This is a genomic window from Bradyrhizobium sp. MI1.11 (assembly GCF_055811255.1).
In genome coordinates this window covers 29,528-52,414 of record NZ_JBVVPM010000044.1, presented here as the reverse complement: position 1 = coordinate 52,414, position 22,887 = coordinate 29,528, and the positions used below count along the sequence as shown (strand labels likewise).

General features: G+C 58.9%; 18 protein-coding genes and 4 pseudogenes. 11 read left to right on the top strand and 11 right to left on the bottom strand.

All coding sequences use genetic code 11. The annotated features are described in order from the left end of the window. Nucleotides 1-152: 152 nt before the first annotated feature. The gene (locus AC0L30_RS31780) at nucleotides 153-842 is read left to right on the top strand and encodes a helix-turn-helix domain-containing protein (protein ID WP_473406041.1); all 690 of its coding nucleotides are present in this window, start codon (nucleotides 153-155) and stop codon (nucleotides 840-842) included. An 877-nt stretch (nucleotides 843-1,719) separates the two neighbouring features. Here the strand turns inward: AC0L30_RS31780 and AC0L30_RS31775 are convergent. Next, the gene (locus tag AC0L30_RS31775) at nucleotides 1,720-5,034 is read right to left on the bottom strand and encodes an AAA family ATPase (RefSeq protein ID WP_473406030.1); all 3,315 of its coding nucleotides are present in this window, start codon (nucleotides 5,032-5,034) and stop codon (nucleotides 1,720-1,722) included. 226 nt (nucleotides 5,035-5,260) lie between these two features. Here AC0L30_RS31775 and AC0L30_RS31770 point away from each other — a divergent pair. Further along, nucleotides 5,261-6,020, top strand: a pseudogene (locus tag AC0L30_RS31770) (IS5 family transposase). Here AC0L30_RS31770 and AC0L30_RS31765 read toward each other — a convergent pair. The 5 genes from AC0L30_RS31765 to AC0L30_RS31745 all read right to left on the bottom strand — a co-directional run bounded on the left by AC0L30_RS31765 (nucleotide 6,001) and on the right by AC0L30_RS31745 (nucleotide 8,823). After that, nucleotides 6,001-6,201: a hypothetical protein gene (locus AC0L30_RS31765; protein WP_473367930.1), complete on the bottom strand. Its 201-nt coding sequence runs from the start codon at nucleotides 6,199-6,201 to the stop codon at nucleotides 6,001-6,003. The pseudogene AC0L30_RS31770 and the gene AC0L30_RS31765 sit on opposite strands and share 20 nt — an antisense overlap. Before the next feature lie 1,445 nt (nucleotides 6,202-7,646). Further along, complete coding sequence (locus AC0L30_RS31760; RefSeq protein WP_009859169.1) at nucleotides 7,647-7,904, bottom strand: DUF6894 family protein; 258 nt, start codon at nucleotides 7,902-7,904, stop codon at nucleotides 7,647-7,649. Between the two features lie 203 nt (nucleotides 7,905-8,107). Next, entirely contained in the window at nucleotides 8,108-8,284 is a 177-nt protein-coding gene (locus tag AC0L30_RS31755) for a hypothetical protein (RefSeq protein ID WP_009859170.1), read from the bottom strand. Nucleotides 8,285-8,440: 156 nt separating this feature from the next. After that, a complete protein-coding gene (locus AC0L30_RS31750; protein WP_473406029.1) occupies nucleotides 8,441-8,575 on the bottom strand; it encodes a hypothetical protein in 135 nt (44 codons plus the stop codon). 59 nt (nucleotides 8,576-8,634) lie between these two features. Continuing rightward, nucleotides 8,635-8,823: a hypothetical protein gene (locus AC0L30_RS31745; protein WP_473406028.1), complete on the bottom strand. Its 189-nt coding sequence runs from the start codon at nucleotides 8,821-8,823 to the stop codon at nucleotides 8,635-8,637. 170 nt (nucleotides 8,824-8,993) lie between these two features. On the opposite strand from AC0L30_RS31745, the pseudogene AC0L30_RS31740 reads away from it, so the two are divergent. Both AC0L30_RS31740 and AC0L30_RS31735 read left to right on the top strand, forming a co-directional pair. Continuing rightward, nucleotides 8,994-9,405, top strand: a pseudogene (locus AC0L30_RS31740) (IS110 family transposase); the annotation flags it as partial. Nucleotides 9,406-10,012: 607 nt separating this feature from the next. Further along, nucleotides 10,013-13,345 carry an AAA family ATPase gene (locus AC0L30_RS31735; protein WP_473406027.1) on the top strand — a complete coding sequence of 1,111 codons (3,333 nt, stop codon included), beginning with the start codon at nucleotides 10,013-10,015 and terminating at the stop codon, nucleotides 13,343-13,345. A 179-nt stretch (nucleotides 13,346-13,524) separates the two neighbouring features. Here AC0L30_RS31735 and AC0L30_RS31730 read toward each other — a convergent pair whose 3' ends face one another. Continuing rightward, complete coding sequence (locus AC0L30_RS31730) at nucleotides 13,525-13,875, bottom strand: hypothetical protein (protein WP_473368138.1); 351 nt, start codon at nucleotides 13,873-13,875, stop codon at nucleotides 13,525-13,527. A 402-nt stretch (nucleotides 13,876-14,277) separates the two neighbouring features. Beyond that, nucleotides 14,278-14,775 carry a hypothetical protein gene (locus AC0L30_RS31725; protein WP_473368139.1) on the bottom strand — a complete coding sequence of 166 codons (498 nt, stop codon included), beginning with the start codon at nucleotides 14,773-14,775 and terminating at the stop codon, nucleotides 14,278-14,280. A gap of 539 nt (nucleotides 14,776-15,314) precedes the next feature. Here AC0L30_RS31725 and AC0L30_RS31720 point away from each other — a divergent pair. From AC0L30_RS31720 to AC0L30_RS31705, 4 genes and pseudogenes are all read left to right on the top strand, one after another. After that, on the top strand, nucleotides 15,315-15,830 hold the full coding sequence (locus tag AC0L30_RS31720) for a hypothetical protein (protein WP_009859176.1): 516 nt from the start codon (nucleotides 15,315-15,317) through the stop codon (nucleotides 15,828-15,830). Nucleotides 15,831-16,135: 305 nt separating this feature from the next. After that, a pseudogene (locus AC0L30_RS31715) lies at nucleotides 16,136-17,046 on the top strand (class I SAM-dependent methyltransferase); the annotation flags it as partial. Continuing rightward, nucleotides 17,043-17,234: pseudogene (locus AC0L30_RS31710) on the top strand (UvrD-helicase domain-containing protein); the annotation flags it as partial. The pseudogenes AC0L30_RS31715 and AC0L30_RS31710, both read left to right, overlap by 4 nt. Before the next feature lie 231 nt (nucleotides 17,235-17,465). Continuing rightward, the gene (locus AC0L30_RS31705) at nucleotides 17,466-18,311 is read left to right on the top strand and encodes a 3'-5' exonuclease (protein WP_473406040.1); all 846 of its coding nucleotides are present in this window, start codon (nucleotides 17,466-17,468) and stop codon (nucleotides 18,309-18,311) included. A 27-nt stretch (nucleotides 18,312-18,338) separates the two neighbouring features. On the opposite strand, the gene AC0L30_RS31700 is transcribed toward AC0L30_RS31705, so the two are convergent. The 3 genes from AC0L30_RS31700 to AC0L30_RS31690 all read right to left on the bottom strand — a co-directional run bounded on the left by AC0L30_RS31700 (nucleotide 18,339) and on the right by AC0L30_RS31690 (nucleotide 20,356). Then, a complete protein-coding gene (locus tag AC0L30_RS31700; RefSeq protein WP_473406026.1) occupies nucleotides 18,339-19,502 on the bottom strand; it encodes a hypothetical protein in 1,164 nt (387 codons plus the stop codon). A 109-nt stretch (nucleotides 19,503-19,611) separates the two neighbouring features. Next, the gene (locus tag AC0L30_RS31695; RefSeq protein ID WP_371261289.1) at nucleotides 19,612-19,725 is read right to left on the bottom strand and encodes a phage integrase central domain-containing protein; all 114 of its coding nucleotides are present in this window, start codon (nucleotides 19,723-19,725) and stop codon (nucleotides 19,612-19,614) included. Between the two features lie 406 nt (nucleotides 19,726-20,131). Next, complete coding sequence (locus tag AC0L30_RS31690) at nucleotides 20,132-20,356, bottom strand: NnrS family protein (protein ID WP_157158515.1); 225 nt, start codon at nucleotides 20,354-20,356, stop codon at nucleotides 20,132-20,134. A 124-nt stretch (nucleotides 20,357-20,480) separates the two neighbouring features. Here AC0L30_RS31690 and AC0L30_RS31685 point away from each other — a divergent pair, with 124 nt between their 5' ends. The 3 genes from AC0L30_RS31685 to AC0L30_RS31675 all read left to right on the top strand — a co-directional run bounded on the left by AC0L30_RS31685 (nucleotide 20,481) and on the right by AC0L30_RS31675 (nucleotide 22,855). Beyond that, nucleotides 20,481-21,437 (top strand): AraC family transcriptional regulator, encoded by a 957-nt coding sequence (locus AC0L30_RS31685; protein WP_473406025.1) that lies wholly within the window; start codon nucleotides 20,481-20,483, stop codon nucleotides 21,435-21,437. Nucleotides 21,438-21,567: 130 nt separating this feature from the next. Beyond that, nucleotides 21,568-22,275 carry a nitroreductase family protein gene (locus tag AC0L30_RS31680; protein WP_009859180.1) on the top strand — a complete coding sequence of 236 codons (708 nt, stop codon included), beginning with the start codon at nucleotides 21,568-21,570 and terminating at the stop codon, nucleotides 22,273-22,275. A 34-nt stretch (nucleotides 22,276-22,309) separates the two neighbouring features. Beyond that, nucleotides 22,310-22,855, top strand: a complete 546-nt coding sequence (locus tag AC0L30_RS31675; RefSeq protein WP_009859181.1) for a carboxymuconolactone decarboxylase family protein — start codon at nucleotides 22,310-22,312, stop codon at nucleotides 22,853-22,855. Nucleotides 22,856-22,887 lie beyond the last annotated feature (32 nt).

Below are 22,887 nucleotides of genomic sequence, written 5' to 3'. Positions count from 1 at the left end.
ATGTTCATGGCGATCGTTTCCTGAATTTCCGTCGGCTTGCCTATCAGCATGGGCCTTGCCCGTGACCTGACGAAGGTTGTGGCGGGCAGCACGTATATTGCCGCGCCTGATGCGAGTTTGCGCCGGTGCAGCAGGGAATCTATACTCCAGCGATGAATTGGGACGACTTGCGGATCATACTTGCAGTGCGGGACGAGGGCAGCTATGCCCGCGCCGCCGCCAAATTGCGCGTCGACGAGACGACGGTTCTCACGTCGTTTGATGCGCATCGAGGGCTCCCTGGGAGTTGCTCTATTCGAGGCAGTCGATGGCGTGCGCAGATTGACGGCGCGGGGGCAGCTGATTGCGTCTCACATCCAAGCCATGGGGCAGCACGTCAAGGACATCGGTTCTATGGGAAAGCCCGAGGCTGGTCCCGTGGGTCGCTTCCGCATTGCCATGATGCCGTCAATAGCGGAGCAGGTCCTTGCACCTGGCCTAGCAAATCTTCTTCTCGCGAACCCCGGCCTTACATTGCACCTTTTGACTGGAGAGGAGGATGTCAATTTCTCCCGCTTGCAAGCCGACATGGCAATCTGTTTGCTTCTCGAGGGTTGCACAGCGTAGCTCGATGCATCACGGACAATTCCAGAGTGATCCGAAACTTGATCCGATCGCATCATGGCGTCGGAATATTGCCCGATTACCTCTGCCACGAGCTGCTGGTGGATCCAGAATTGCGTTCGACTCCGCTGCCACGGCGCCGCCATACGTGGCTTCTCGTCCAGCCGCACCTGAAGGGAAATGCCGCGGCCCGCATTGTTATCGATTGGATAACAAGCCGGTTCGCCAAGGCCTTGTAGTGGTTGGGAGAACGGATCTCCGATGGCGGCTACCTTGTTGGGAGCCGCTTTTTTCCACACCGTATAATGCAGGTTGCTCGGAAGTCGCCCATGTTATGCAGGGATAGGACGGTAGGCTGCCTCCTTGGTGAGCAGGCCACAGCTGCCTCGTCCGTTTGCGAGCCATCTCCGCCAAGTTCGGGATTGCGAGATCAAGCGCCGATCGCTTGCCGCCTTTTGCGTTTGCAGTTCCCATCGCCCCGCTTGCTTGTCCCAATCCGACTTGACCTCCAGACGAGATTGTCGTCGAGCACCGAAGTTCTGCACCTCGATGTAACCCTTGGGGCAAATGGTCGGAGTATTGAACGGGCCGTGCCAGTTTTTAGGTCGCGCCGGGAAGATTACGCTTCGCTTGCGCGGCGCTCGCGCCGCTCTCGATTCGTAAAGCGTCAAGCCCGCCAAAGCCGTTTCCGCGCCGACGTCGTGCGGGCCTCGGCCATCTGCGGCACTCCGGGCATGGCCGATGCGCTCATGGTCAATTCGCCAATCTTCCCGCCCCAGCGCGCGGTCACGTTGTCGGTCGTTGTTCGAACCCGAGCAAGCGGCGATCAGTCCCAATCGACCAAATGGGCTTGCCCATGGCGTCGTATCCGCGAGTTTCGGGCTATCACCGAAGCGCGTCGTCGACAGTTGACGAAACGCGATAGTGGCGGATTGGCTTCTGCCGATGTCATAGAGATTTGCGCCGACCTACTTGGCGTAGATCATTCGTTGCTTACGGCGCGTACTCATAAATTAACCGCGTGAACCAATGTCCGCTTGTCCCCAATAGCGGCGCGAAAGTTGTCGGCCTTTCAAGAGGGGCCAAGCCCGGAAGTCGCTAGACCATTCGACTGGCTCACGAGGCCAAGTCGTCGAGCAACGCCTTGGCCTCTTTCAAATCGAGCGTGTCGAACCCTTCAGTGAACCAGCCGTAAACCGGAGCCAGCAGATCACGTGCCGCGGTGCGTTTGCCCTCATCGCGCCATAAGCGGGCAAGGCTCGTCGCTGCCCGGAGCTCAAGTGATTTCGCCCGTTGTTGCCGAGCGGTCTGTAAGGACTTCAGCAACCATTTGCTCCCTCCGAGCTGGCCGCGAGATAATGCCACCAACCCTCGCAGCCGGGAGATTTCCGCATCCCACCAGTGCTCGCCGCTTTGTTCCGCAATGGCAGCAGCAGCCGTCAGGGCTTCGGCTCCGCCGGGGTGGCCTGAGCGACAAAGCACTTCGCAAAAGAGCGCAAAGCTATAGGGAGCGTACTGGATCGTGCCTCGCTTCGCCGGATCAGCAAGCGCGGCGCGGTAGGAGGCAATCGCCGCCTCAATCCTATCCGGTGCTAACAACGCCCAGCCGCGGAGAACTCGTGGATCGAGCGGCAAGGCAAGGCGCTTCTCAGCCGCTAGGGTCTCTGCGCTCTCAATGCACTGCAGCACCGAAGCTGAGTCACGTCGGAACTGGTGCAATATCGACGCATGCAGACGCGCCATAGCAAGGCTGAAGGGATGGTTCATCCGTTCCGCAAGCGCCAACGCGTCATTCACGCGAGCGAGCGCCGTGTCAGGGTAGCCGAGCAGCCAGGCGCTCCAGGCACCTAGCGTTCCTGCACAGACTCCCGGGTCGTGGCCGTAGATGTGTGCGTGCGTCCGGTGCTGCTCGAAGTCATAAAGGGTTCGGCCCTTCTCGCAATGCTCCTGCGCCGGAGCGAGTTCGCCGCAGAAGAAATGTGTTGTCCAACCCGTATGATGAGCTTCGAGCCGAAGGCCGACATTATTACTCTTTTCGACCAGGCTCAGCAGCCTATCTGAAAGCTGGCGCGCCGCATTCCAATCCGACGTACGTCGGAAAGTCCACAACCCCCATATCGCGGTGAACTGAGAATCGATGTCCCCTATCTTATCGGAAAGCTCGTGCGCACGAGCGTGCGCTTTTGCTGCTTCGGCCGAGGAGAAGCCGTTGGCGTTACTAAGAGACACGCCTTTAGCGAGTTGAAGCTTGATCTCCTGCCGATCGCGCTGCGCATCCAAGAGAGATGGCAGAAGGGACAAACCACGATCGAAATGACCGACCGCCTCGGCATACGCGGAGCGGGACGCCGCAAACTGGCCCGCCTTTAGCCATTGATCAGAGGCTCGTTCCGCCTGTCCGGCACCCGTCAAATGATGGGCCAGTATCTCTGGCTGCCGATCGACCAGATCTGCGAAATGCTGCTCCAAGGTGGTGGCAACTCGTGCATGCAGCTCTTGCCGTCTTGGGCGCAGCAGCGTGCCATAGGCAGCGTCCTGCACCAGCGCGTGCTTGAATAGATAGCTGGAATACGGAGGCACACCTTGTCGGAACAACAAGCCAGCGGAGATCAGACGGTCTAAGGCGGATGCCAACTCTGGCTCCGGCTTGCTCGCAACGGAAAAAAGCAGGGTGTGAGAGAACTCTCGCCCGATCGCGGAACCGATCTGGGCCACCTCCTTGGCGGGCCCGAGCTGGTCGAGCCTCGCCATAAGCGAGGCGTGCAGGCTTGCGGGGACCGCCGCCGCAGGTGACGGAATATTGCCTGTAGTTCGCGCTTCGCCCTCGCTCTTGGTCTCCAGGACCGCCTTCGTCATCTCCTCCACAAAAAGGGGAATCCCGTCCGTGCGCTCAATGATGTCCTGCCGCACGCTCGCCGAAATAAGCTGGTTGCCCACGATGTGATCAATCACCGTCTCGATTTGGCGCTGCGCCAGCCGATTGAGGGTGAGAGCAGTGACGTAGGGCCGCCCGATCCAGTGCGGTTCGAACTCTGGACGAAACGTCACAATCAACAGCACACGGTAGCTCCGAAGCCGGTCAACGACCCCGCTGAAAGCTTCCTGACTCGTGGGATCGCTCCAATGTGCATCCTCGACGATCATTAGCACAGGTGTGGAGCGCGACAATGCCTCCACCTGTGACCCGAGCGCTTCAAATGTCCGCTGGCGGTGCTGTTCGAAGGGTATGTCGAGCACCGCGTATCGTCCGTCTTTTGGCAGCGACAGCATGTCGACGAATAGCGCCATATCCTCCAAAGAGGTTGAAGTCTGCGCCAATACTGTATCGAGCTTGTCCAGCTTCGTTTCCAGCGGGTCGTCATGCGCAAATCGTGCGGCCCGTTCCATCTGGCCGATGATCGGATAAAAAGCGCTGTCGGTATGCTGCGGCGAGCAGAAATAGCGCAATCGGGTATGCGGCTCGTTAGCGATGCTTTCCAGCAGCGCCGCCGTAAGCCGCGATTTGCCAATACCAGCCTCGCCGGAGAGCAGCACTACTTGGCCTTCACCACTCTTTGCCTTGGACCAGCGTCGCAACAGGAGTTCGAGTTCTTCGTCGCGCCCAACAAGCTCGGTCAATCCGTTCGCGTGCAAGGCCTCGAAGCGGCTTTCGACTGAAATCGGCCGCAACGCAGCCCATGCCCCTACGGCGCCTGAGATACCTTTGAGTTCTTTCGGCCCAAATTCTTCAAGCTCGAACAGATTGCCCAACAGCTTCCGAGTACTCTCCGCAATGACGACGCTGTTCGGCTCAGCAACGCCTTGCAAACGTGCCGCAAGGTTGGGCGTTTCACCGATTATGGCGTGCTCCTGAGAAGCGCCGGACCCGATGAGGTCGCCGACAACCACCAGTCCCGTTGCGATGCCGATACGCGTCTGCAGGGGCGCTCGGATCTTCAGAGCACCTACGCCATCCACCAACTCCAGCCCCGCCCGGACGGCCCGTTCCGCATCGTCTTCGTGCGCCTGCGGATACCCGAAATACACCAGTACTCCATCGCCCATATACTTCGCAACAAAGCCGCCGAACCGCCGCACGATGTCGGTGACGCACTTCTGATACGCGGAAATGATCTCGCGTAGGTCTTCAGGGTCCATGCGTGCTGAAAGTGCTGTTGAACCCACAAGGTCCGAGAACATCACAGTGACTTGGCGACGTTCGGCGGCGTCTAAGGGCGTCAACTCGGCCGTAACGCGTTGAGCTACGGCAGGGCTCCCAAGCTCCTGGATAGCCGCAAGCATTATGCGCCGATGCCCCAGCAGCACACCGATGTCCTTAAGGTCCTGATCAGTCAGATGGCGAAGTGCTGCGAAACCAATCCCGTTTTCAGCAAAACGCTGCGCGTACTCGGACATTCCGAGCTTTTGGAGCCAGTCGGCAATTTGCTGCATCGCGGCCCCTCCGGGTTTTGTGTAACCCACTCTGGACCGATAGGACCGAAAGTCTACCACGCGCGCCGACTTATTCCAGCACCCGCCGCGAGGTTGCAGGTCCGGTCAGGGTCATGAACGACAAAACTCAAGGCGAGCATAATAGGTCCGCTTTCGAGTGCCTAGCGGCCAGTTGAGCCCGACGGCCGCGCCGTGATTCAAGCCATCAGACGCAAGGGGCCGAATCATGCGCTACGAACTCACAGACAATGAGTGGTTTGCCATTAAGCCGATGCTGCCAAATAAGCCGCGTGGTGTGCCACGAGTGATGACCGTCGCGTCCTCGATGGCATCTTCTGGATCTTGCGCTCTGGAGCACCATGGCGCGACCTGCCAGAAAACTTCGGTCCGTACACGACCTGCTACAATAGGTTCGTTCGCTGGCGACGGGCGGGCGTGTGGGTCAAGCTCATGAGTGCACTGGCTGGCGCTCATGATGCTGCCGTGCAAATGATCGGACACGTCTATTGTTCGCGTGCATCAACATGGGGCCTGCATCACAAGGAACCAGCGCCAATCAATGGGAAGGTCACGCGGCGGCTTGACGAGCAAAATCCACGCGGTGGTCGATGGCAATGGCCTACCCGTACGGCTGGCGTTGAGCTGGCGGCGAGGCGCACGACGTTCGACTGGCCGGAAAACTGCTGTCTCGTCTTAAATCCGGATCAATGCTGCTTGCCGACTGAGGCTATGACGCCGACTGGACAGGGAGTTTGCCATGAAGAAGGGCGAGTGGGCCAACATCCCGCCGAAAAGCAATCAGCGATCCTATCTACTTTAGCCCGCACCTCTACCGCGCTCGCAATCAGGTCGAACGGTTCTTCAACAGGGTCAAGCAATGCCGTTGGGTAGCGACACGCTACGACAGGCTCGCCGCCAACTACCTTGCATTTGTTCAACTTGCGTCAATCCGGTTGTGGCTGCGCCTTAATGAGTCCGCGTCCTAGTGGTCCGCAGGCTGCGGATGTAATAGCCTTGTGCCTGAACGGCTGACTTGATTTCGTTGCTAACCTTGAGAACTCGTTTTCTGCTCTTGCGCCAGGTATGTGCAGAGTAAAGCGCAGGTACGGCAGAGCCTGTACTTAGAACGAGCAAGCCGCGCTTGTCATTGCGATAGATATCAAACATCGTTCGTCCCCGCTGACCATATTGAACTAAGAATGAAATATGTTTCGGTTGTCTCAATGGCCGAGCTTAGTATTTCGGTCGGCTGTGCGGGTTGTAAATCTGCAACGCCAGCGACTTTCCTTCAGTTCGTTCCGGATACGGAACGAACTGAAGCAGGCCCCGGCCGCCGTCAAATTGCTGCGTATGCAACTACTTCAGTCACATGTTGGGGCGGAATCGAGCAGGAAGCGGCAGCCGCCGTCTTCACGGATTCGCCCGTGTGGTTGCTCGTGCACGGCAGCGCCGACACGTTACCGTGGGCGGCGATGCACCTGGCCCGGAGGCGATATAGCTACATCTTTCGCTGACTGCCTGTTCAGTAAGAATCACCTCACAAGCGCGATGAAGATCGTCGGCAAACCGGGCCTGATTGCAGCCATCCGCGCCACTTAAAAGCGGGAAAGTGCGTCCAAAGGCGACGCCGCGCGTCGCTATAACCACCTTGGCCGGCTACTTAGACGTTCCAACGCGAAAAACACTGGCGGCCTGGCGATCGTCGACCACGGCCGCCTACGAGCTATCCGTTTCCACACACCCAAGACCAACAGCGCACCTCGCAACGGCTCAGCTGCACGTTCACTTGAGATCGACGCAACTGGGCGTCAGCCGATTTCGCCGAGGACCCCAACGCGTGCCCGTGTTGACCCTCATGTCTTACGAATTTTTGGGTGTCCTAGTTTCTACTTTCCATCGTTTTATAGTCGGTCGCAATAACGGGAAGCGACTCTCTTTCTTCTTCTTCGGAGAATGGGCATGAACCAGCATCCAAGTCGCATCGATCGAGAAATTTCGGGGCGGTCTGAACTGGTCAGGCAGGAGCGGGGACCTATGATGGTCCACCTGTTCGATTTCGCCGAGACTGCGACCGCGAGGCTATGCCAAGTCCCCGCTAACTCATCGGCGGTGGTGCTCGCCCTCGTAAGGGAAGGCCGCCTCAGTCGGCCCTCTTTCCTTTGGTAATCCGCGCGCATGCGGAAGGGCGTCAGGTTCGAAGCTTGGCACAACAACCTGCGGCCATCGCTCAGCGCGTGCAAACAGAGCGGCCCCAGCGGGATGGGGGCCAAGGGCTGGGGCCGCCATTCCGCACCGGACGGTAATCGGCGGCAAGCGTCCGGTGGATCAAACCAAGTCAGTTCGGAACCGATGGTTCCAAAGGCTATTCCGCGATCGCACATGAACCTTGCCACGCTGTGTGAATGGGATATCGGGGACTTTGCAATGACCCTCCCGGACTGGAAGTCGCCGGCCCTTGTGTACTCATTAAGCGGCTGGCCGCTTGATGTCCGCTCAACTCCTAACAGCGGCGAGAAAGCGGACGTCTCCCGAGGTCGCTGAAGGCCATAAGCGGGAATGCTAAATGAGCAGCTCAAGCCTCACCGCGCGAGGACGTGTGCAGTCCACTCCCCTCAGGAGAGTTTTCGATCTATCCCGCTCGGTGTTGCCGCGGTGACTTCAATCGTAGCCGACACGGTCATGATCGGAACGTCTCTCGTTCTTACGAAAACGGACAACTTGTCGGTTAAGCCCGAAGGGCTGTGGTCTCGTATCCCCTCGGCGAGATATCTCATCGCGGCGTCCCGCGCGGCGGCCAAGTCCGAAAGTTCTTCGCCCTGGTCGTCAAGAATGATGCCCGCCGAGTCCTGATAGTCGAAGTAGAAGCGCATGTGGGCCAACACGGTCCTGGTCCGGGCGATCCTCTGACCAAGCGCCGTCCCATGCGTTGATTTCACTTACTCAAAATGAGCCGTTCGCTACAAACGAGTATCCCGTCCACTCCTCAAGGGCCCCGGTTCACTTCCTTCAAGGAAGCGCTCACCGATGCATCAGGCGCCTTTGCCAGTGACAGATCGCGAGACGGCTTGTGTGCTCAGAGCGGCGGGCGGAGCTTCTTCCGGTTGAGGGCTAATCTTAGTCTCTCCCTCAGCAGACGGATTTCGTCATATTGCTTTTCGATCTCTGGATTGATGCGCAGCCGTTCCAATTGCTGCTCGTGCAGTTTCGACAATGCAGCAATATACGAACTTTGGATGGGCGGGACACGCATGATGACCCTTCAATAGAATACGAGAAAAGCCGATCTCAAAAACTTGGCCGAAGCACAACTTAGGAAGAAATTTGGGGGGCCTTTCTGACAATGCGGGCTCGCTGGCAAAGTTCGCCCGTTGCGTCTTTATGACGCCATCGGGCGGCCCCCCGACCTTCAGGACTTCAGCTTCTGGCGAAGCTTCCCGATCAATTCGCGGAGGTTCGCGGCATACTCTTCGATGATGCGCCGCCTGACCTCGTCGCTCTCGCGGGGCTTCACGTCTGGCTTGTCCGGCGGCATATCACTCATGGCAGTCATACCTGCGGCTCGCGGCAGGCGGCCTTTGATCTGGAGCAATAGTTCCACCCTCAGGGCTGTCCTTTGACCTGTCGGTTGCGGACTATCTTCTCCATTTTGGTGGAGGCCAATTCGGCGCGAGCAAGGAGAAGCTGGTCGCGCCGCAACTCAAGAAGGCGGCACAGCTCGCGGGCGCGCTCGCGCAATTTACGACTGTCGTCGCGGGTGGCGCGCGCCCTGATGATGTCCAGATCGTCCATAGGGCATTCGGATGCGATCTCGCCGGTTCCCGCATTTAACCAGATTAAAAGCGTCCACTCCCTCAGGGGCAGCGCGATGCCCTGGAGTCCGGGAATGGGCTGGTCCGGCCGTGCTCCTGCCCCGCCAGCAAGCGAAGCTGGCAAGGGGCGCCAACGACGAGGAGCACGCCATGTCTCAGACACCCAATACCGCGATCGCCGTGATCGGCATCGATATCGGCAAGAACTCGTTCCACGTCGTGGGCCACGATGCGCGCGGGCGCCATCGTGCTGCGGCAAAAGTGGTCGCGTGGCCAATTGGAAGCGCGGCTCGCCAATATGCCGCCTTGCCTGATCGTCATGGAAGCCTGCGTCGGCGCACATCAACTGAGCCGCAAACTCGTATCGCTTGGTCACGATGCCAGGTTGATGCCGGCCAAATATGTCCGCCCCTATAGCAAGGGACAGAAGAACGACTTCAATGATGCCGAAGCGATTGCCGAAGCCGTGCAGCGCCCGACGATGAAGTTCGTGGGGACCAAGACTGCGGAGCAACTGGATCTGCAGGCGCTGCATCGGGTGCGCGAGCGGCTGGTGTCGCAGCCGTTAAAGGCTTTGGCTCACGCCTCATCTCGAGAACACTGGAAGACGATTTCCGAGGGACGGTTACTGTGTCCTATGGATCGAGCGGGCTCACTTGCCGTCTCACCGCCCCCGTTGCAAATCTAAAGACTTCACCACAATAGCAGAAGTCTTTTACCCGAGCTACGTTGACCAAGGCCAAGACGAGGCGCCCGCTCGCGGCTCCGCCGGCATCGAGGCGAGTGTTCGCGAGACAATCTAGAACTTGCGGTATGGCCCGAAGCCGAAGAGCGCCTCAGTTAACGTGATGTCCGCTTTCGCTGGTAGAATGGGCGCCGAGTTGCACTCGCGTCGACCGTCGCTTTTGAGCCGTAGCAGATGAGGATTTTAGAACGTCTCCGTGGCGTGCGACTGCTCAATTGCGAGGACACGAAAGAGGCCAGCCGCGTCGGCCTATCGTGCGTCGGGACGTACTCCGATCTCGCCAATGAGCAGAATTATGGCCGAAAACTGTTCCCACAGATGACGTCGAATGAGATAGGATTGCTCATCCACGGAGCCAGGTTCGTCCGCTTCAGTAGCTAGTTGGCAAACTCTAAGACGCCCTGGGTGCGCTGAGGACATGACAATGAGCCATGACGTAAGAGCTTGGCTTGAGCATCTCGGACTCGGGCGATATGCCGAAACGTTCGCACAGAGCGGCGTCGATTTTGATCTGCTGCCGGATCTCAGTAACAGCGATCTGAAAGATCTCGGGATTGCAAGGCTAGGTGACCGCAAGCGTCTGCTCAGGGCAATCGCCGCGCTCATGCGGACCAAGCCCTTAGCGGCAATTCCTCCGAGCACATCCGAGGCGGAACGTCGTCAGCTGACGGTGATGTTCTGCGATCTCGTCGATTCTACCGCTCTCTCCAGCACTGTCGATCCCGAACAGCTGAGAGAATTACTGCTCGCCTATCAAGCAGCTTGCGTCGCCGTCATTGACCGCTATGACGGCCATCTCGCGAAATACCTTGGAGACGGTCTGCTGGTCTATTTCGGTCTTCCGCGTGCGCATGAGGATGACGCCCAACGTGCGGTGAGTGCTGGGCTGGATATTGTCGAGGCGGTCGTCCTGCTGAATCGAGACTTGTCCAAGAAATTCGGTATCGAGCTCAGTGTCCGCCTTGCCGTGCACACCGGGCTTGTGGTGGCAGGCGAGATGGGTGCGGGTGGCGCACGCGAGGAAATGGCGATTGTCGGTGAAACACCGAATGTTGCTGCGCGGCTACAGTCGCTGGCCGCCCCCAATGCCTTAGTGATCAGCTCCAGCACACAGCGGCTGGTCGCTGGCTTTTTCACCTACGAAGACATTGGTGTCCACCAGCTGAAAGGCGTCGCCCGTCCTGTGCAGGCGTGGCGCGTGACCGGCGAGCGTCTGACCGAGAGTCGTTTTGAGGCGCTGCATCCTGGCGGGCCATTCCCGCTGATCGGTCGCGAGGAAGAGGTCAATTTATTGCTGCTCCGCTGGGAGCAGGTGAAGCAAGGCGAGGGCCAGGTCGTATTGCTCTGTGGGGAGCCTGGCATCGGCAAGTCGCGGATTGCCGAGGCGCTCATCGAGCGAATAGCGGATCTGCCGCATGCACGGTTGCGGTGCCAATGCTCGGCATATTTCGCGACCAGCGCGCTATATCCCTTCGCGCGCCAGTTGATACAGGCGGCCGGGTTCCTGCCAACTGATCCACCCGCGATTAAATTGAACAAGCTCGAGCAGATGTTGACCGAATCTGGACAGGCAGTGCCCGAGAAAGCATCGCTGTTTGCAGGTTTGCTGTCGATCCCTGTTGCTTCGCACTATCCGAGGCTGGAGCTGACGGCAGAGACCCTTAAGCAGAGAACGGCGACAGCATTGGTCGATCGAATGCTTGGGTTGGCGACCCGGAAGCCGGTGCTGATCGTGGTGGAAGACGCGCATTGGATCGACGCTTCGAGCGCAGACTTAATAGTGGCCGCGATGGATCGTGTGCAGGATTCTCGGGTCCTGATCCTGATTACCTACCGACCCGACTACGTACCGCCATGGAGCGGCCGCCCCCATCTAACCATGCTTACGCTCAATCGGCTAAGCCCAGCGCAGGCAGCTGACATGGTTGGTGCGTTTGCTGCTACCGAAGCGCTGCCGGCGGAAATAATTCAACAGATCGTCGCAAAAGCGGACGGCGTGCCGCTTTTCATCGAGGAGCTGACCAAAGCGGTACTCGAGGCCGGCTTGGCCGACGGCGAAACTACTAGCGGGCGTGCCGGGCGACTGCAGCTCTCGGTTCCGGTGACGCTGCAGGACGCCCTCGTTGCGCGGCTGGACCGGACAGCCGGGACGAAGGAAGTCGCGCAAGTGGCGGCGGTGCTGGGCCGCGAATTCAGCGAGGCCCTCCTGACAGCTGTCTTGCCACCGAAGCGAGACGCACTGACCGCGGCCTTGGATGCGCTGGTTCACGCGGGACTACTGTTCCGCCGCGGCTTGCCCCCTCAAAACAACTACGTCTTCAAGCACGCGCTGGTGCAGGACGCCGCCTATGGAACCCTGCTCTTCACCTCCAGACAGCAACTGCATGCGCGAACCGCCGACGTACTTGAGCAGCAATTCCCGGAGATTGCAGAAGCGGAGCCCCAACTGCTGGCACACCACTACGCGGCCGCCGGCATATACGATCGCGCGATCGCCTATTGGCAGCGGTCCGGCACGCGTGCGCGCGAACGTTCCAATTACGTCGAGGCTGAGCACGCCTTTACCGCGGCGGTCGCACTTGTGCCGCAACTGCCCGACCAGGCGCGGAAGCGTACTGAGCTTGACCTGCAGATGTCGCTGGGCGCGGTGTATCGTGCCCTCCGTGGCTCGGGCTCACTGCAGACTGAGATCAGCTATAGGCGTGCCCGCGCACTATGTGAGGAGATTGGCGACGCCGATCGGCTGTTGGAAGTCATGTATGGTCAGTTTGTCGGTGCTTTCAATCGGCCGAAGCTTCATGATGCCGAGCTCTATGCGAGCGAGTTCATGGAGGTTGCGCAGATTGACCAGAATGCTTCAGCGCTGAAGGTGGCAGAGTATTTGATTGGCAGCACAGCATTTTTGCTGGGTGACCTTGTGCGCGGTCGCCAACATTTGGAAGAGTCGCTGCGCGTCGATAACGTAGACCATGGGCGCGTCAATCGTTACTCGCACGGCCAGTATCCCACTTGGCCACTGACATACTTGGCATGGACCATGTTCGTGCTTGGATTTCCGAACCAGGGGCACGCTTTAGCCGCAGAAGCCATTGCGGCTTCAAGGAAGGGCTCAGAGTTCTACTATGCAATGGCACTTAGCAACGGTTGCTATCTGCATCATATGTGCGGAGATTGTGCGGCCGTGGAGGCGAACGTTGCTAGGCTGCTCGATCTTGCGGCGAAGAAAGGGGTCGTGTTCCGCGCGCAGATGCGCCTTTTCGAAGGCTGGACACGGGCTTGTCGCGGCGCACCCGAAGGTGGGATAGAGCTGATGCGTGACGCGCTGGCTAAGCTCGTCGCGACGGAGCAGAAGGTCGAGCATCCCTATAAGAGATCAATCCTGGCCGAGATTTGTCTGCAAGCCGGTCGGTGGTCGGAAGCGGAGGAACAGCTCGGCGAGGGACTACGCCTAGTGCGGGCCACGGACGAACGCTGGTATGAGGCGGAGTTACACCGGCTTGCCGCCGAACTTGCGCTTGCAGAAGGGGACAAGGTGAATGCCGAGGTAAAATTCCGGCGAGCGCTCACGCTTGCGACGGCGCAGTCGGCGCGGATGTGGGAGCTACGCGCGGCGAAGGGACTTGCCCGGCTGTGGCGCGAAGCTGGCAAGATCGACGAGGCGCGTGCCCTACTGGCGCCGGTGCTCGGCAGCTTCACCGAAGGTTTCGACACGCGCGATCTCATCGAGGGCAGAGCACTCCTCGATGAGCTGGCCTGATGCACGGGAGCCAGTTTGGGGGGCCGGCGCCAGCTTCTCATGGTCTAGGTCCGTAGCTGGCCCATCAGCGAAGTCGCGGCATGCCTCGGTTAGGTCCGGTCGGTGAGGTTTGGCGGACCAGTGTTGCTCACATTGTGTTGTTCACATTTTCGCCCGAAGCGGACTACCTTCTAAACGCATCAAGTCATGGTGCCAGGCATGAAGCATCGGACGCGTGGGTGGCCGTCAATGTAATGTCTCCAAACCATTGTACGGCCGAAACGGTTTGGTTGTGTGACAACGGCGCCGTCAGGCACGTCAACCCATTCGTTGTCGATGCGGACGCGGTAACGCCCACGATCGGACTCCCAATCCACGTCGGAAACTATGTACCCGTCAAAATCGGTGCAGCACTTTCCGAACTGGCTCTGCAAGCTTTCAAACCATGGCTTCAGCGGAGAGTTGTCGTATCGGCCATCATCGCCCGCGAGCGCTCGCGTCACTAGCATCGCTAAACCAAGCAACAGTGCCCCAGCTTTTGCTGAAAACATCTCTTTGCTCCGCGATTGACGCCGTCCGGAAAACAAGACAGCGCTTACAGCTGCGACCCGGCGATGAGCGCGACAGCCACAATCGTTTGATGCTTCGTCATGGGAGACCTTCGTCCCCGATGCGTACAGAAGTGGGTCCCCCAATTCGGGCAAAGGTTCAACAACTGGACAACACAACTAAAGGTAAGCCATGCTGCGGCTTTACTCCGGGCAACTGGGGGAGTGCGGCGCGGCTGATGACATTTCTTGACCGATGAAAGGTCCGAGATGCCCGCATCATCATTTTTTGAGCGAAAGCGAGCTGATCGCAACTTCGGCAGGCCATCCCTTTTGGGGCATGTGGGAAGGCCGGTGGATGCATCCACTCGACATGCTCGACCAAAAGCGGATATTGCCTCTGGCTTACTTCAGCTTGTAGGTGCCGGTCTGATGATTGCAGTCCTGAAACGTTCCCGCTTTCACGATCGGGAAAGGCCCTAGGGGGTGGACTGTGCCGCTTGCCTTCATGTCTTCGTATTTTCCGGTACCTGAAACGTTTTCTCGGGTGAGACTTCCGTCACTTGCGAGCGAAAAGTATGCCAGGCGTTTGTCTCCGTCGACATCTACCGTCTCGCACACGGTGGACCCTGTGAATTTTCCGTCAAGCGAGGCGTTCATGCCAACGCATCGGAAGGTGTTCTTGTCAAACATGCCGTCGGGAGGATTGCTGCGGGTAGTGCCGGTCATTTCAAAACTAGATGCAGTGTGGGTTTTTGAGAATGTAATCACGTTGTTCGCGCCGGACCAGCAGGCTGTGTAATCGTAGCTGCCTTCCTTCGGCGGATCTGCTGCTAATGCAGGACCACCAGACGCGAGCCCTAGCAGTGCGATGAAACAGAAGAACTCCAATGTCTGGCCCATATGCTCGTCTCCGATCAACGAGGGGTTGAATAAATGACCGTTGCAGGTTTCACCAGGTCAATCAACCAGCACACCTTACGTAAGCAAGCGTTAAACCGGCGGTCTCTTTGTGTCGGTCTACCGCGAGGACTTACCCGTTCTAGAATGGGGTAAGCACTTGGTTGTAAACTAAGAAGCCTACTCTTCAGATCTTTCATCGTCTTTGGCATCTTCGTAGTGCGGGAGTTGTCAACTTCACGCACTTCGGAAATTGGGGTAAGTGCGGGTTGTCAATTCGCATGATTAATCCTTGGCGATCACAAGTATTTAGCGCACTTCAACCAACACCGACGCGAATGGACCCGACGCGAAAATATTCATTGCCAGCGGATGTGCCCATTTTGAGTGGATCAGCTCTACTGACGCACCTTTGCTTGCTGAGCTCCGCCTGCGACACCGTGCTACTCTTTGTTTGGTCTGTAACTCTTGCTGGAGCGTTCCTCAGGGCATAGCCTGCTCGCTCGCATAAGTTCTCTGCGCCATCATAAAGGGAGGGAACGATGGCTATTAATCGTGTACTCATCGCATCGTTTTTGCTGGTTGCCATTCTGACCAGCTCGAGCGTCGTTGCTCAGAGCGTGCCGCCGGAAGGTTCGGTCTCAGTCATATTCACCGCTACGCCGATTCCAGCGCCCAAGCCAATGTCCATCGGCGGCGGCAAAGAGTTTGTTTTTATCAACCAAGCCATGGCAGCCTCGAACGAGGCGGGAAACCCTGTACTCAACAACATGGGTGGACGCTGCCAGCTGAGCCGCCTTACGGATTCGTCGGCAAAGACGGCGGAGATTCACGGATACTGTACTTACGTCGACAAGGACGGCGATCAGTTGTTCGAGCAGTGCGACTGGATGCCTGGATCCCCCAACAATTGCAACATCACTGGTGGAACGGGGAAATTTGAAGGTCTCCAGGCTGCGCTCGTCGTCACCATAGACCCGCTTAAGAGCAACTTCGAAGGCGTCAGTCAGGTCATTGGCCACAAGAAGGGGACGTACAAATTCGCTAAGACGAACTGAGCCAACCAAGCTTGGGCAGCTACATACGTTCGAAACCGATGCCCGGATAATACGCGATGATCCGCGGCTGAGGCAATTCTGATAGTACCACGAGTTTTGGCTGCCCCTGGCAGGTGCCGCCGCTGCTTGGCCGCGCGGGAGCCGAGCGGAAGCCGCTCGACTGCCGAACGACAGACGCGATGACCCAAAGCTGATATCGAGCGACGCAGGCCACTCGTGGAAACGTGAACTCCTTCACTCGCAATCTGCCGGTCCTCCCACGCTAGTTTGAAAGGCTGGGTTGTTCTCAAGAGGAGGAAGCTGAAATGCGTGAACCAAACGTCGAAAAATTGAACGCGCTGGTAGGAAAGCTGGTCGGCGACCTTGGCATCTCGCTTGGCGGTGCAAGCATACTGCTCGGCGATCGCCTCGGGCTCTACAAGGCGATGGCGGATGGTGCCGTGATCACTCCGTCCGAGCTTGCGAAGAGGACCGGACTGCATGAGCGTTACTTGCGCGAATGGCTGTCCGGGCAGGCCGCCTCAGGATACATCGACTACCATCCGGAAAAAAATGCATTCTCACTTTCGGCGGAGCAGGCCATGGCTTTCGCCGAAGAGGGGTCGCCAGCCTTCTTTGCGGGCGCATTCGATGTCGTGCAGTCCACGTACCTCGACGAACCCAAAGTCGCCGAAGCGTTTCGAACCGGGAAAGGCGTTGGTTGGCACGAGCATTCGAAATGTCTGTTCTCTGGCACCGAACGCTTCTTCAGGCCGGGCTATAACGCCAATCTAGTTTCGAACTGGATTCCGACGCTCGAAGGCGTCGAAGCGAAACTGAAAGCCGGCGCCAAGGTGGCCGATGTCGGATGCGGCCACGGCGCCTCTACGATTGTGATGGCGCAGGCCTACCCCAATTCAGAGTTCTTCGGGTTCGATTACCACAAGCCTTCGGTCGAACGGGCGAAGGTCCTGGCGCAAGAAGCGGGAGTTGGAGATCGCATCACGTTCGCGCAGGCCAGCGCCAAGGATTTTCCGGCTAAAGACTATGATCTGGTGGCGTTCTTCGATTGCCTGCATGACATGGGCGATCCCGTCGGGGCAGGCAAACATGTCAAGGAAACACTAGGCAAGGACGGGGCGTGGATGATCGTCGAGCCGTTTGCTCATGACAATCTCAAGGATCGTAGAAGCCTATGAGAAGGACCTTCGGAGGCAGGGCCTCCTCGATTTCGACGATCTTGTGATCTTCGGCTATCAACTCGTGGCGCAACATGACTGGGTGCTCCCAGTCATCGCCGCGCAATTTCCGGTATTGGCGGTTGACGAATATCAGGATCTCGGGCTTCCGTTGCATGAAATTGTCAAGCGGTTGGCATTCGACGGAGGCGTTCGCCTCTTCGCGGTTGGCGATGCCGACCAGTCCGTTTACGGATTTACAGGTGCCGACGGAGCCCTACTCCTGGAACTAGCAGCGAGACCGGATGTTGAGGAAGTGCGTCTGCAACTCAACTATCGTTCGGCAGGTCGCATTATCCGCGCATCGGAATTTGTTCTGCAGGAAGCGCGTGGCTATGAGCCACGCGACCCAGAACGGCAAGCAACGATCAAATTCACGGAACGCTCTGGCGGGCTGGAAGATCAAGCCGCCTACGTGATGGAGACAATCATTCCTGAGGCGCTCGCGGCAGAAGCTGATCGAAGATTGGGCGACATAGCGATTCTATATCGCGCCGCGCCGATAGGGGATGTGATGGCAGAGGCCGCGACAGCAGCGGGCTTCGATTTCATCCGCGTCGACAATGCCGCGCCTTACAAGAAGGTAGGCCTCACGAGCTGGATCGAGGATTGCGCGGCTTGGTGCGCCGGCGGCTGGCGTGTGGGCAAACCGCAACTCGGCGGGTTGATCGGTCGTTGGTTAGGCTTTCGAGCCGGGCGCGCTAGCGAGCAAGCAGCGCGCACGGCAACAGTCGCGCTGACCAGCTTTCTCATGTCCCATCGAGCTGAAGAGGCGCAGGCGGCGGATTTCGTCGCGGCGATAAGGGCCGAGCTGGTTGATCAACTTTCCGTTGTAGAGCCAAGCCTTGCCGACCAGTATGAGCAGGTTGGCCGAATGGATGCAGCGCTTGCTGAAGGTGGCAAGTTGGAGGGGCTTGATCTCGTAAGTTTAGGTGGGAGAGACGGCTCGCCCAAGCACCTCAACCTCCTCACCCTGCACTCCGCCAAAGGTTGTGAATACGATGTGGTAATTATGGTCGGTATGGATCTGGGCGCCGTGCCTTGGCGAAATGAAGGCGAGGCTGAGTTACGGGAGAGTAGGCGTCTATTTTACGTTGGGCTAACCCGTGCGCGCGACGCCGTTCACATGCTCTATTCGGGATGGGTTCCGGGTCGGTACGGCGTCCAGCGCCTCGGACCTTCGCCATTTGTGACCGAACTTGCGGAGCGACTTGCTGCTGCTGAGGCTGTACTCGACGCAGTCCCTCCGAGGCGATCGCAGTAGCCTCGATAAGGCTTGGTCAGGAACAGCTTAGACCAGGCCATAAACCTCAAAGCCAGCGTAGAGATAGGGCTCGCTAAACATTCCAGCTGCCGGTGCAGCCGCGATCCTCTGAACCGCTGTAGCACGAGCACCTGGGTCGGGTACCAGATTGAGCAGCTCGAGAGTCTCGCATGTCACCGCCCGGCCGAGAGCCGCCGATGTTGCGGGCAGATCCGCTGCCTCCGCCAGAACACGAGCCTCAACAAGTTCGAGCTCTAAGCGGGCCTCGGGTGGATCATCGGGTGCGGCGTTTGCGCGAGCCTGGATCAGTGCGCCCTTCGCCCCGGGCAGGTCGCTTAGATTGCGTCGACACACGGCCATGTTGACGTAGACTTGGAACTGGACCAGCCGATCGCCGGCCGTCAGCGTGGGCAGCACAGCTTCGAGATTATCCAAAGCTTCTTTATGCTCTCCCGTGTTCATCATCGCTGTAGCGGTGTTGGTACGAAGCGCGGCGGGAGGATGCTCGTCTAGCGCCGCGTAGGCGTCGAGAGCCTGACGGCCAGTATTAGCGGACCACTCGAAGTCCTTCTCTTCGTAGGCGATAATCGCCGCCTGCTGCAGGACGCGCGCAAGCAGTGAGATGGAACCTACCCGTCGAGCTATGTCTTCGGCATCGTTCGCGGCACGGTATGCGGCCTGGATAGCACCGTGGCTGGCAAAGAGACCAGCCGCTCGAAGATAGGCGTTGACCTGCTTCTCCGGTTGGTTCGCCTTCGCGTACACCGCAGTCGCCACAGCGAGCACCTTGGGCGCCAGCTCTTCTGGTCGGTCATCGCTCAAAACGGCGTCGCAGAGATCGTCAGTCAGTTCGACCAGATCTCGGAAATGGCGCTCCGTGCGGGCTAGTGCGACGAAAGCTTTTGTAGCTTCAAGCGCGGGTTTCAGCTCACCGGCCTGCATCCAGCTCCGTGCGCTGAGTTCGAGGAAAAGCGCTTCCCGGTCGGGTTCGCGGCGGTGTTTGAAGATGCTAACGGCCGCGTCGGCGAACAATCCGGCTGCGGTAGGCTTATCCCGAGCAAGCTTCATGATGCGGTTGTAGAGGACGATCAGCTCGTTGTGAGGGATTGGATTCGTCAACCGCCGCTTGAGCCGTTTGCGGAAGGCGACTGGCGTGATCGCATTCAAGTCGATTGAATCAGGCCATTTCATTTGCGCATCATATGGAGTAAGCGCCACGCTGATCCGTCATAAATGTCTCCCCTAATCACGCCAGCAAGATGACCGCGCCAACGAGCTGGATTGTCACCGACGCGATATTTCATCCTCGCGCCCAATCGAGGATGCGCTCGATTCGCCCGCGAAGCCGAGATGCTGTCTCCGTTGTGTCTTTCCGGATTGGCCGCAGAACCTTCAGAACGAGCTCGTCATCCATCTCTGCGACGGCGTAGACACACTTATACGGTTAAGGGCGATCGGAACCCGTTCGGGTCCCTCTACCCCAAATTTGCTCAGAAGTCCCGGCAAATCGGCCCATCTCTTGCTCAGGCCGCCACCACTTGCCATAGTGCAAGACTGGAGGCCGAACTCGCCTTCGCACCTCGCCACGTCAACAGGTTCCGTTTGAGGCGCCTAGGTGCATGCGTCTTTGGAAGCGCACCAAGCCGTTCTTGGAAGATCGTGTCCGACACTGTGCGCAGAACATTGGAATCTTAATCGGTTACGTCAGGTGGCTCGGGCACGGTTCGACTGGCGATTTTTATTGCGATGCGCCTGAGAAGTTCGCAACGAAAAAGTTAAAATTCCTATTGCGAGTTGATTGGAGCCCTTGGTGGTGTCCCTCAAACGAGCTCGCCCGTTGCGCTTTGAATGGGAGAATTGAGAGGCGCATCGATCCTTCGATCCCGAGATAGCGCCGTCCACGAAGCGCCGGCGAGCCACATTATGCGCATCGTCTGCGCGCCCGCGAGTGGTGAGAAGACGCGCAGAAGAGCAGCGAGAGTAACAAAGGCGTAGATTGCCTGCGTCCCTAATTCGGCAATAAGCGGTCGCCCCGTGTGCCCCAGCGAGGCGCGGGGTCATGATGGCCAGCGTCATTGTGCCGATCGCGCCAACCGCCAAGGCATGGAGAGCTGGAACTAATGCACAGTTACGATAAGCTGTTTCACCATCTCCAGTTTTCGAGGTCCAATGTCTGAAGTGGACTGGCTTAGCCATCTCCTGCAAATCGTGACCGTTACCGGCCAGCTCGAAGTCCGTTGCGCGTACGGCGCGCCATGGCGTGTTACCTGGGCCAGGGCAGCGCCGAATGAGATCCCCTATCACGTTATTGTCGGAGGCCGGGCCATTCTCGAGGATCCTGAGTCGAGAACAGCGTGGGAGCTAGTGAACGGGGATATCGTGCTGCTCCCTCATGGTGCTGCGCATGTGCTGCACGACGGCAGCGGCCAAACGCCGGTCCGTACTCACGAGAGCCGGGGCTCTGCCGGATGGATGTTGAGCGAGAACGATGGGCGGGGTGAGCGACTGGATCTGCTGTGCGGACGGTTTTTCGTCGCGCCACCCCATGATCGACTGATCCGCAACTACCTGCCCGCTAATGTGGTGACACGGGCTGTGGACAGCGATGGAGAAGAGGGCATCGGGTCCGCATCCAACCAACTTGCCGGCCTTGTCGGGCTGATGCGAATGGAGTCCGCTGGTAACAGGGCGGGAGGGCGCGCCATTCTCAACGCGCTCTCTTCGGTCCTATTCACTCTCGTCCTGCGCGCCGCGAGCGAATCCGGAAAATCGGCCGAGGGCTTGTTGGCCGTGGCTGGCAATCCGCGACTGGCTCCAGCCGTTGCGGCGATGTTTGCGGATCCAGCGCGGCCTTGGAAACTGCCCGATCTGGCCGATTTGTGCGGGATGTCGCGCGCTACGTTCATGCGCCAGTTCCAGGACAAGCTGGGTCGCTCCGCCCTCGATTTGTTGACCGATCTCCGCATGAGTCTGGCCGCCAACGAGTTGAAGAAGCCAGGGATCAGCACTGAGGCGGTGGCCGAGACCGTTGGGTATCAATCCGTTTCGGCATTCCGGCATGTCTTCGCCGAAAGGATGGGGATGACGCCGGGGGAGTGGCGGCGACTGGCGCACAAAGGCGAGTAAGGCGGGCGCCCTAGGATCCAGAAAGCGCAGTCTGATCCTTTCACGCATCATTTTGCGCCAATCCAGTCTCGAAATTATCACTCGTCCCCGTAAATTAGGCTCCGTGATCACTTGATGAGGGAGCCATCCAATGAACTGCGTCAGCCTTACCACCACCGGACCCGCAACCCGCGTAGCCGCCGAAACCATCGGGGAGACCGGGAAGAACGAAAACGCTTTCGTGACGAACGCCGTCATCGAAACGATCCTGAGCCGCAGTGCCGCCAAGTACTACGAACCTACCGCCACGCTGAGCGACGACCAGATCCGCGACCTGGTGCGTATCGGCACGTCCGCGCCAACCTCCTTCCACCTGCAGAACTGGCGCTTCATCGCCGTACGCTCGTCAGAAGCCAAGGCACGGCTGCGTCCGATCGCCTGGAATCAGCCCGCGATCACCGACGCGGCTGTGACCTTCATCATCATCGGTAGGCTGGCCGATGCCAGCACCGTCCCCGACCGTCTGGCGCCCGTGGTGGAAGCCGGCATCATGCCGGCGCACCTGGTGCCGGAGTGGGAAATCCCAGCTCGCGGTCTGTATGACGATCAGCCGCAGCGCCAGCGCGACGAAGCCGTCCGCTCCGCGACCTTTGGCAGCGCGGCGATCATCTACGCGGCCCGTTCGCTGGGCCTGGGTTCAACGCCGATGATCGGTTTCGACTCCGATGCGGTGCACCGCGAGTTCGGTCTGGCCGAAGACGAAGTGCCGGTCATGCTGTTGACCGTTGGGCCGGAGCGAGCCGGCAACTGGCCGCAGAAGCCCCGCTTGCCCGTGGTTGATGTCCTGGACTTTGCATAATCAATAATCAACTCGAGATATTATGGAGACAATGATGTCAAGAATTGCCGCTCTGAAGCCGGAACAGGTGCCGCCTGAATCGAAACCGACTCTCGATGCGTTCACTAAGAACATCGGGTTCACCCCAAATATGATGGCAGCCTTCGCGCAGAGCCCGATCGCGTTCAACTCCTGGGCAACCCTGCTCGGATCCCTGAGCAAAGCGCTCGACGTAAAGACGCGAGACAGCATCGGGCTCGCCGTTTCCGAAGTGAACGGCTGCAACTACTGCCTGACCGTTCACAGCTTTACAGCCGAACATATGGCCAAGCTGCAGGCCGATGACATCATTCTGGCCCGAAGGGGTCGCGCCAAGGATCGGAAGCGGGACGCAGCCGTCCAGTTCGCACGCAAAGTCATTGAGACCCGCGGCCACGTCCACGACACTGATCTGAAAGCCGTCCGCGACGCTGGCTACACCGATGCGAACATCATCGAGATCGTCGCGCTTGTGGCCATGTACTCGCTGACGAACTTCTTCAACAACGTGTTCGATCACGAGAAGGACTTTCCCGCCGTTACGCCGGCCGGCTCGATCTGAGCTCGGTCCTGGCCCACCCTCGTGATGCTGTT